This window comes from Nocardioides sp., from assembly GCF_029937575.1.
GTDB lineage: Bacteria > Actinomycetota > Actinomycetes > Propionibacteriales > Nocardioidaceae > Nocardioides.
In genome coordinates this window covers 26,910-35,770 of the sequence record NZ_JAPYPS010000036.1, presented here as the reverse complement: position 1 = coordinate 35,770, position 8,861 = coordinate 26,910, and the positions used below count along the sequence as shown (strand labels likewise).

At 71.1% G+C, this 8,861-nt stretch carries 10 protein-coding genes and 3 tRNA genes; 4 read left to right on the top strand and 9 right to left on the bottom strand.

Annotation, left to right across the window (positions count from 1 at the left end; all coding sequences use genetic code 11):
* Positions 1 to 4: 4 nt before the first annotated feature.
* Positions 5 to 77, bottom strand: a tRNA-Arg gene (locus Q1K33_RS13110).
* A gap of 232 nt (positions 78 to 309) precedes the next feature.
* Here Q1K33_RS13110 and Q1K33_RS13105 point away from each other — a divergent pair.
* Entirely contained in the window at positions 310 to 2,160 is a 1,851-nt protein-coding gene (locus tag Q1K33_RS13105; RefSeq protein WP_300404637.1) for a phosphoenolpyruvate carboxykinase (GTP), read from the top strand.
* A 64-nt stretch (positions 2,161 to 2,224) separates the two neighbouring features.
* Here the strand turns inward: Q1K33_RS13105 and Q1K33_RS13100 are convergent, their stop codons facing one another.
* Positions 2,225 to 3,262 (bottom strand): NYN domain-containing protein, encoded by a 1,038-nt coding sequence (locus Q1K33_RS13100; RefSeq protein WP_300404635.1) that lies wholly within the window; start codon positions 3,260 to 3,262, stop codon positions 2,225 to 2,227.
* A 76-nt stretch (positions 3,263 to 3,338) separates the two neighbouring features.
* Here Q1K33_RS13100 and Q1K33_RS13095 point away from each other — a divergent pair, with 76 nt between their 5' ends.
* A complete protein-coding gene (locus Q1K33_RS13095; RefSeq protein ID WP_300404633.1) occupies positions 3,339 to 4,355 on the top strand; it encodes a LuxR family transcriptional regulator in 1,017 nt (338 codons plus the stop codon).
* Between the two features lie 62 nt (positions 4,356 to 4,417).
* Here the strand turns inward: Q1K33_RS13095 and Q1K33_RS13090 are convergent, their stop codons facing one another.
* The 3 genes from Q1K33_RS13090 to Q1K33_RS13080 form a co-directional block, all read right to left on the bottom strand.
* Complete coding sequence (locus Q1K33_RS13090) at positions 4,418 to 4,564, bottom strand: hypothetical protein (protein WP_300404631.1); 147 nt, start codon at positions 4,562 to 4,564, stop codon at positions 4,418 to 4,420.
* Positions 4,565 to 4,882: 318 nt separating this feature from the next.
* Positions 4,883 to 4,973, bottom strand: a tRNA-Ser gene (locus Q1K33_RS13085).
* Positions 4,974 to 5,077: 104 nt separating this feature from the next.
* The gene (locus Q1K33_RS13080; protein ID WP_300404629.1) at positions 5,078 to 5,539 is read right to left on the bottom strand and encodes a hypothetical protein; all 462 of its coding nucleotides are present in this window, start codon (positions 5,537 to 5,539) and stop codon (positions 5,078 to 5,080) included.
* 86 nt (positions 5,540 to 5,625) lie between these two features.
* Between Q1K33_RS13080 and Q1K33_RS13075 the strand changes: the two genes are divergently transcribed.
* Positions 5,626 to 5,955, top strand: a complete 330-nt coding sequence (locus Q1K33_RS13075; RefSeq protein WP_300404627.1) for a hypothetical protein — start codon at positions 5,626 to 5,628, stop codon at positions 5,953 to 5,955.
* Between the two features lie 33 nt (positions 5,956 to 5,988).
* On the opposite strand, the gene Q1K33_RS13070 is transcribed toward Q1K33_RS13075, so the two are convergent.
* The 4 genes from Q1K33_RS13070 to Q1K33_RS13055 all read right to left on the bottom strand — a co-directional run bounded on the left by Q1K33_RS13070 (position 5,989) and on the right by Q1K33_RS13055 (position 8,423).
* Positions 5,989 to 6,073, bottom strand: a tRNA-Ser gene (locus tag Q1K33_RS13070).
* Positions 6,074 to 6,117: 44 nt separating this feature from the next.
* The gene (locus Q1K33_RS13065; RefSeq protein ID WP_300404625.1) at positions 6,118 to 6,348 is read right to left on the bottom strand and encodes a biotin/lipoyl-binding carrier protein; all 231 of its coding nucleotides are present in this window, start codon (positions 6,346 to 6,348) and stop codon (positions 6,118 to 6,120) included.
* 72 nt (positions 6,349 to 6,420) lie between these two features.
* On the bottom strand, positions 6,421 to 7,587 hold the full coding sequence (locus tag Q1K33_RS13060) for a hypothetical protein (RefSeq protein WP_300404623.1): 1,167 nt from the start codon (positions 7,585 to 7,587) through the stop codon (positions 6,421 to 6,423).
* Positions 7,588 to 7,598: 11 nt separating this feature from the next.
* Entirely contained in the window at positions 7,599 to 8,423 is an 825-nt protein-coding gene (locus Q1K33_RS13055) for a carbon-nitrogen hydrolase family protein (protein WP_363319707.1), read from the bottom strand.
* A gap of 48 nt (positions 8,424 to 8,471) precedes the next feature.
* Here Q1K33_RS13055 and Q1K33_RS13050 point away from each other — a divergent pair.
* On the top strand, positions 8,472 to 8,861 hold a 390-nt coding region (locus tag Q1K33_RS13050; RefSeq protein WP_300404621.1), incomplete at its 3' end, for an NTP transferase domain-containing protein.

The window sequence follows — 8,861 nt, the reverse complement described above, 5'->3', positions numbered from 1 at the left end:
TCTGCGCGCCTGTAGGGATTCGAACCCCAAACCTTCTGATCCGTAGTCAGATGCTCTATCCGTTGAGCTACAGGCGCAGGCCCCACGACGTTGCCGCGAGGACTGGACGAGGATAGCCGAGGTGCGTGGCGATGCGTAATCGAGTCACCTCGCACGCGGCGCCACCAGGCGCGTGTGGCGCGGGTCACGGTCGCTTGATCGATCCAATATGCCCCGTCTCGACACGTGGATACCCTCGCTGGGCGCCTGCAACGACGCCGCGCGATCGATCACTGCTCCACGACGTACGTCGCGACCAAAGGACCACGGATGACCGCCACGCAGGACGCCACCAGCACGCTCGACAGCGCTGAGTTCCCCACCACCCACCAGGGCATCATCGACTTCGTCAACGAGGTCGTCGAGATGACCCAGCCGGACGCCATCCACTGGTGCACCGGGTCGGACGAGGAGTGGGAGCAGCTCACCACCGCGCTCGAGGGCACCGGCACGTTCACCCGGCTCAACCCGGCGATCAAGCCCAACTCCTTCTACGCCGCCAGCGACCCGATCGACGTCGCGCGCGTCGAGGACCGCACCTACATCTGCTCGGTCGACGAGAAGGACTGCGGTCCCACCAACAACTGGATGGACCCTTCCGAGATGAAGGCCAAGATGCGCGGGCTGTACGCCGGCTGCATGAAGGGCCGCACGATGTACGTCATCCCCTTCGTGATGGGCCACCTCGAGGCCGAGTCGCCCATGTTCGGCATCGAGCTCACCGACTCCGCCTACGTCACCGCCTCGATGCGCGTGATGGCGCGCATGGGCAGCCACGTGCTCGACAAGATGACCGAGCTCGACGCCAAGTTCGTCCAGGCCGTCCACTCCGTCGGCATGCCGCTCGCCGAGGGCCAGGACGACGTCGCGTGGCCGTGCAACGACACCAAGTACATCGTGCAGTTTCCCGAGGAGCGCACCATCTGGTCCTTCGGCTCCGGGTACGGCGGCAACGCGCTGCTCGGCAAGAAGTGCTACGCCCTGCGCATCGCGTCGGTGATGGCGCGCGACGAGGGCTGGCTGGCCGAGCACATGCTCATCCTCAAGCTCACCAGCCCCGCCGGCGTCACCAAGTACGTCGCCGCCGCGTTCCCCAGCGCGTGCGGCAAGACCAACCTCGCGATGCTCGAGCCGACCATCCCCGGCTGGAAGGTCGAGGCCATCGGCGACGACATCGCCTGGATGCGCATCGGTGAGGACGGCCGCCTGTGGGCGGTCAACCCGGAGTACGGCTTCTTCGGCGTCGCGCCCGGCACCAACAACCACACCAACCCCAACGCGATGAAGACCATCGACAAGGGCAACTCGGTCTTCACCAACGTCGCGCTCACCCCCGAAGGCGATGTCTGGTGGGAAGGCCTGGAGAACCCGCCGGCCACGGCGAAGTCCTGGAAGGGCGAGGACTGGACGCCGGAGAGCGACTTCGTCTCCAGCCACCCCAACTCCCGCTACTGCACGCCGATCAAGCAGTGCGACATCCTCGCGGCCGAGTTCGACGACCCGCGCGGCGTCCCGATCGACGCGATCATCTTCGGTGGCCGCCGCAAGACGACGGTCCCGCTGGTCTTCGAGTCGCGCGACTGGACCCACGGCACCTTCCTCGGCGCCACTCTGTCGAGCGAGACGACGGCAGCGGCGACCGGAGCGGTGGGCGTCGTACGGCGTGACCCGATGGCGATGCTGCCCTTCATCGGCTACAACGCCGGCGACTACTTCGGCCACTGGATCAACATCGGCAAGGACAACGACGCCGCCAAGCTGCCGAAGATCTTCTACGTCAACTGGTTCCGCCGTGCCCAGCACGACGACGGGAGCGAGGGTGGCTTCCTGTGGCCCGGGTTCGGCGAGAACTCCCGCGTCCTCAAGTGGATCGTCGACCGGATCGAGGGTCAGGCCGCCGCGGTCGAGACCTCCATCGGCCACGTCCCCGCGCCCGGCTCCCTCGACGTCGACGGCCTCGACATGACGCCGGAGGCGCTCCAGGCCGCCCTCGCGGTCGACGACGAGGAGTGGAAGGCCGAGCTGCCACAGATCCAGGAGTGGTTCGAGAAGTTCGGTGACGACCTGCCGGCCGTCCTCTGGACCGAGCTCGACGGCCTGCGCGCCCGCCTCGGCGCCTGAGCCGAGCCCCAGGACCGCCGCCGCCGTCAGCGTCGACGGTGGCGGCGCTCGACGGTGCGAGTGCTCAGGCACTCTCGTCGTACAGCTCCCAGAACCGGTCGCGCAGCTCGAAGCGCACCGTGTCGTTGAGGTCGTAGACCCCCAGCGCGTCGGAGAGGTCGAGGAGCAGCGCCTTGTCGATCTCCCGGGGGATCGACGGCCGACCCCGCAGCAGCGCCTCGAGGTCCTCCTCGTCCGCGCTCTTGCGCAGCGACGTCAGCAGGTTGGTCACCACCGCACTGACGTGCTCGGCGACGTCGTCGGGTCCGGCGTACCCGCCCACGATGTGGGAGGGCTGACCGGTCGCCCCCGAGTAGGCGAGCACCGCTGCGGGCGCAACGGCCGGGGCCACGGGACTCAACGTGGGCGGGCGCTTGCCGGCCAGGTCGAGCGGGCTGGGCACGTGCGGCACGGGTACGGCGTGCGCGGCGGCCGCCGCGGTGCTCTCCCCCGCACCGGCCGGCGCCCCCGGGGCCGCTGTCACTCCGGGCGGCGGAGCCGGCACCGGCACGGGCCGCTCCTTCTTCATCACGGTGTCGTCGATCGTGGCCGCGCGGATGGTGGTCAGCTCGTCGGCGGCGCGGACGAGGTGGCGACTGACGCCGTGCGGACGGCCGCTGGAGTGCGGCACGCCGAGCACGATCACCTGGACACCGTGCACCTGCGCCTCCTCGACGGCCTCGGTCAGGTCGTCGTCGCCGGAGACCAGGAGGAAGACGTCGGCCGCCGCGTTGCGGGCGTGGGTGACCAGGTCGAGCCCGATCCGCAGGTCGACCCCCTTCTGCTGCCCGTCGACCCCGAACCGGCCGAGCCGGAGCTTGACCTTCGCCAGCTCCCCGATCCGACCCTGCTGGGCGTCGGGCACGCCGTCCTTGGCGGAGTCGTACCAGTGCACTCGCAGCAGCGGCAGCCCGGACAGCTCCTCGGCCTGCTTGATCAGCCCCTCGACCAGCGGGCCGTACTCGACGTGCACGCCGTTGCGCAGCGACGTGCCCGAGACCCGGGTCGCGGCCGAGGCGAGCAGGTAGCCGGCGTCGACGTACAGGGCGCAGTTGGACCTCATGGCCCCAGGATGTCAGCCGAGGGCGACCACCCGGAGAAGCTGAGCGCGGCGCGCTGCCCTGTGGGACGATGCGCTCATGTCCTACGGTCCCGACGATCGTGCGCTCTTCGAGTCCGGCGCCGCAGCGTTGTACGACGACATCACCTCCGCACAGGGGCTGGCCGCCGACAGCCCGCGCATCGCGGAGAACGGTCCCGACCGGCCCGCGCACGACCTGCTGGTCAGCCTCGGGCTCCTGCAGCTGGACACGGCGACCGACACCTGGCTGCCGGAGGACCCCTCCACGGTGCAGTCGCGCGTGGTGTCCCCGCTGAGCACCGAGGCCACCAAGCTCCTCGAGGAGTCGTCGCAGTGGTCCCGGGCGTTCAACAGCCTCACCCAGTCGTGGCGCCGCTCGCCGTTGGCCCAAGGTCAGGGACAGGGCCCCTTCACCTACCTGCGGGACGAGGCCATCGGCCCCTACCTGTCGACGCTGATCGCCGAGGCCGAGTTCGAGCTCATCACCGCCCAGCCGCAGAGCGGCCGCGACGCCCAGACCGTCGCCGGCGCCGTGCTGCGCGACACCGCGGCGCTGGACCGGGGCATCAAGATGCGCACGCTCTACCAGCACAGCGCCCGGCGCAGCACCTTCACGCACAAGTACGTCGCGGAGGTCACCGAGCGCGGCGCCGAGGTCCGCACCCTCGACGAGTTCTTCAAGCGGATGATCATGATCGACCGCCGCGTCGCGGTGATCCCGGCGAGCGAGGACAACCGCAGCGCGGTCGCGGTCAGCGAGCCGTCGGTCGTCGACTTCCTCGTCGACATGTTCGAGCGCACGTGGGAGCGTGCGCGCCCCTTCACCAGCCGGGACACGTCGATGCTCAAGAGCATCGCGATCGAGCAGCGCTCGATGACGATCCGGATGCTCATCGAGGGTCACTCCGACCCGGTGAGCGCCAAGCGCCTCGGCGTGAGTCCTCGCACCTACGCCGGCTACATCGCCGACCTCAAGACGGAGTACGAGGCCGAGACCCGCTTCCAGCTGGGGTACACGATGGGCGAGGCCGGCGTCTCGGGTCACTCCGACGCCGATGCCGCGGTCGAGGACTGACCCAGCCTCTGGAAGGGCTCGATCAGTCTCGGTTCGGGCCCGACGTCGCCGGGCCCGTCAGGTCAGGGCTTGCCGCCGCCACCGGTCTTGCACCAGCCACCGCAGCCCCAGGCGCTGTCAGCAGCAGAGGCGGGCGTCACGACGCCGACGAGACCCAGGGTCAACATGCCGGCGGCAGTTGCGAGGGCGAACTTGCGAGCGATCTTCATGATGAAGCACCAACTTCCTCGGGTCCACGGAATGACCCGTGCGACCAATCTTCAAGCCCTGAGGGGTATCCCGCACCGTCGCGGCCCCACCAATTTTGTGCAGTGCAGAAACATGCAACCCGAGGAAATAGCACGTCCACACGCCCGGCACGGGCCGGACGATCGACCTACTACCCACCACAGTGCGCCACCAAACCTGACCTGGCAAGATTTTCCTCGCCCGCTCCGAGGTCCACAGGTCCCAGGTCCACAGCGAACCGGACCGCCGCCCCACGCAGACGTGTCCGCCTCCAGCACGCTGGAGACGGACACGTTCGGCGGAGGTGGCGAGATTTGAACTCGCGAGAGGGTTTTAGCCCTCAACCCGCTTAGCAGGCGGGCGCCATAGACCGGACTAGGCGACACCTCCATGCTGCCCGGCACGCAGGCAGCGCGCCTAGGCTACAAGGCGGCCAACCGGACGGGCCAATCGGACGGGCCCATCGGGTGGGCGCTCCCCGGGCAGTGACCCGCTCAGGCCCTGCCGTGAGCCTCCTGCAGCCGCGCGCCGATCTCGCGCGCGAAGTCGTCGCGATCCGCTGCGAGCATCCCGACCGGGATCGAGGTCGTCGTGCCGTCGGTGCGGTGCAGGACCAGGCACGGTACGTCGCGCGGGTGCGCGGCCAGCGCCTCGCTCACCTCGCTCCACCGCCCGTCGCGGACGCCGGCGCCGCGCACGAGGCGCACCGAGTATCCCTGCGCGTCGAGCCGGACGACGTACGCACGGGAGCGCAGCCACCCGGCACCGCCCAGGACCACGAGCAGCTCGAGGACGAGCACCGCCACGATCAGGTCCGGGGCCCAGCCGAGGTTCAGCACCAGCGCGGTCACCACGAAGGTGGTCAGCGCGAGGACGAGGAAGGCCAGACCGACCAGGCGCGCAGCCACGGCCGGCGCCAGCCGGTAGACGAGGGGGTCGCCAGGGGAGTCGGTCACGCGACCAGTCTGTCGTCCGACGGATAGTGTCGACGACGGCGGGCCCGATGCGGCCCTGCTCACCCAGCCACGAGGTAGGAGCACCGTTGAGCAGCACCCCCCTGGACACCGCCCTGAGCGCCCTCGCCGCGGCGGCGCGCACGCCGCTGCGCGAAGGTGCCTCGGCCTCCAGCTGGCGCTGGTCGGTGCGCCAGCAGGTGACGGCCGTGCGCGCCGAGCTGGTCCAGCAGTCCGGCTCCTCGGGCGGCGCCTGGATCGACGCCCGCGGCGGCGACGCGTTCGCCGAGCGCAACGAGCTCCTGGCGCGTCTCGCCGAGCTGGGCAGGAGCGTGCTCGAGGACGCCGACGTCGACGAGGTCCGCGCGGACGTGGGGCACGTCGTCAACGACGTCGCCCGCCACGTCCAGCGACCCTGATCGGGTGGGCACGGCTCTCGACGGTGAGATCGGCAGAGGGGGCGGGATTCGAACCCGCGGTAGGTCTCCCTACGACCGCTTTCAAGGCGGTTCCGATCGGCCGCTCCGGCACCCCTCCGTGGCACGGCCGGGGCCGTGCACGGTCAAAGTCTAGGGCAGCCCCTACGGAGCCAGGACGAGCAGCACGTCGCCCTCCTGGACGACGTCGCCCGCGGCCACCTTCACCGCGGTGACGGTGCCCGGGGTGTCGGCGATGACGGGGATCTCCATCTTCATCGACTCCAGCAGCGCGACCTCGTCGCCGACCTCCACGCGGGCGCCGACCTCGACGTCGACACCGAGGACGCCTGCGACCATCTCGGAGACGATCTGGATCAGCTGCTCACGGGCCATGCTCGGCACGCTAGCCGTTACTGCTGGGTACTCCGCATCACTCGGCCCGCCGAGCGGACACGGCGCGGCGGATCAGTGCAGGGGTTGGGTACGGCGTGGCTCGGGTCGCACCGCGGCGGCTTCCTCGTCGACCCGGCTGCGCCGGCCCCGGCTGCTGCGGGTGCTGCCCGAGCCCGTCAGGAACACGTCGAGCCGGATCACCACGAACGCGATCGCGAGGCCGACCACGAGCCCGTAGACCGCCGACAGGATGCTCTCGGTGATCGCGATGGCCGGGTTGGCCAGGCTGTTGGCCACGGCCGCGGTGCCGGCCACGCCGAAGGCGCAGACCCACCAGCCCTGCCGACGACGCGCGCGCATGTGGACGCCGTACGCCAGCGCCGGGACGCCGAGGATCGTCTCGATAGGGCGCGGGAACGCGCCGAGGGTGTCGCGGCTCTGGCGCACCAGGTCGAGCGAGGAGTCGACCAGCGACGGCGTGCCGTAGCGGCGCAGCAGCTCGGCGTAGAGCAGCGTGACGGCGACGAGGAGGCCTCCGACGACGACGATCACGACGCCGCGTCGGCCCAGGCCGTGCAGCCCGGCGCCCAGGCGGTAGACGACGGCGAAGATCCCCGCGAGTGCCAGACCGAAGGTGACGTACTCGAAGTCCTCGACCTTGATCGTCGGCTCGAAGCCGATCGTGGCCAGCGCGCCGACCCCGGCGACGACGACCGCCAGCAGGCACTCACGCGCGGCGTGCGCGAAGGTCACGGCGGGCACGGTCACCATCACCGCGAGGACGGCCGTCACCACGCACGTCATCACGGCAGCACCGGTCGCCAGGTCCTCGCGTCCGGAGACCAGGACCCCGACCCCCAAGGCAGCGGCGAGCGTCCCGAAGACGACGGGTCGACCGCCCGTACGGCCCGCCAGCGCCCAGGAGTAGGCGCTGCAGACGGTCACCGCTCCGGCACCGCCGAGCCACTCGGGCCCGGCCGGCACCATCGCGGCGATCATCGAGCCCAGACCGAGAGCGACCAGGAGGCCCCACCCGACGATCGGCCACCGCGACTCGCCGAAGGACTCGATCCGCTCCCCCAGCCTGCGCCGCGCCGCGAAGTCTCCGGTCCCGGGGGCGGACGGGCCGTCGTCGCGACGCCGGGTGTCGCGGGACGCGCCACCGCCCATCCCCGACGCGTCGTCCGGGACAGGGGACGTCGAGCCCGACGAACGGCGACGACTCTCGATCCTGGACATGGGGACCGAGGCTACAGACGCCGGTTGAGCAACGACGGGTTCGTACGGCGTGCCGCAGCGAGCGTGGCGCGGCTCACCTCGGCGCGCACCACCTCGGCCCCGTCTCCGGCCTCCACGACGACGTCGCCGAGCGGGTCGACGACCATCGAGTGGCCGCTGTAGCGGGGTGCCGGCTGGCCGGCTGCTGCGACGTAGACGGTGTTCTCGATCGCCCGGGCGCGCAGCAGCGTGCGCCAGTGGTCGACCTTGCGCGGCCCGGCCACCCAGGCCGCGGGGACCACCAGCAGCTCGGCGCCGGCGTCCACGAGCAGCCGCGCCAGCTCGGGGAAGCGCAGGTCGTAGCAGGTCATCAGGCCGACCTGCCAGCCGCCGACCTCCACGACGGTCGGGTGCACGTCGCCGGCGAGGAGACGGTCGGACTCGCGGTAGCCGAAGGAGTCGTAGAGGTGGATCTTGCGGTAGTCGGCGTGGGCGCCGCCGCGCGCCACCAGGGTGTTGAAGGGCCGGTCGTCGGTGGCGTCGGGGGTGGCCTCGAACATCCCGGCCACGACCGTCGTCGACCGGGCGGCGGCCACGGCACCCACCTCGCCGGCGAACGGACCGTCCAGTGCCTCGGCGTAGGGACCCACGTCGGAGCCGGCCTCCCCGAAGTCGCGGGCGAAGGCCTCCGGCAGCACCACCAGGTCGGCGCCGGACGGCACCAGGTCGGCCAGGCGCGCACGATTCTCGGCCGGGTCGAGGCCGGAGGCCTCCTGCACCAGCGCCAGCGCGAGCACGTCGCCGGTCACGTCGCCGGTCACGTCGCCGGTCACGTCGTCCGGGAGGTCGGGATTCACGCCGCCCACCCTGCCACCATCGCCCACCCGACTGCGAGGATGAGCACCATGAGCGGCACCGGGGGCCTCCTGAGCTACGGGGCCGTCGTCCTCGCCGGAGGGCAGGGCGCGCGACTGGGCGGCTTCGACAAGGCGTCGGCCGAGGTCGCCGGCCGCACCATGCTCGAGCTCGCGCTGGACGCGGTCGTCGACGCCGCCGAGGTGGTCGTGGTGGGTGAGCAGGTGCCCACCGAGCGGCCGGTCACCTTCGTGCTGGAGAGCCCGCGCTTCGGGGGCCCCGTCGCTGCGCTGCTGACCGGGTTCGACCTGCTGCTGCGCTCCACTCCGCTGGTGGTCGTCATGGCCGTCGACATGCCGCACCTGACGCACCGCACGATCCGTCGCCTGTGCGAGGGCCTCGAGGCACCAGCCGGGCCAGACGGGCTGCACGACGGGCAG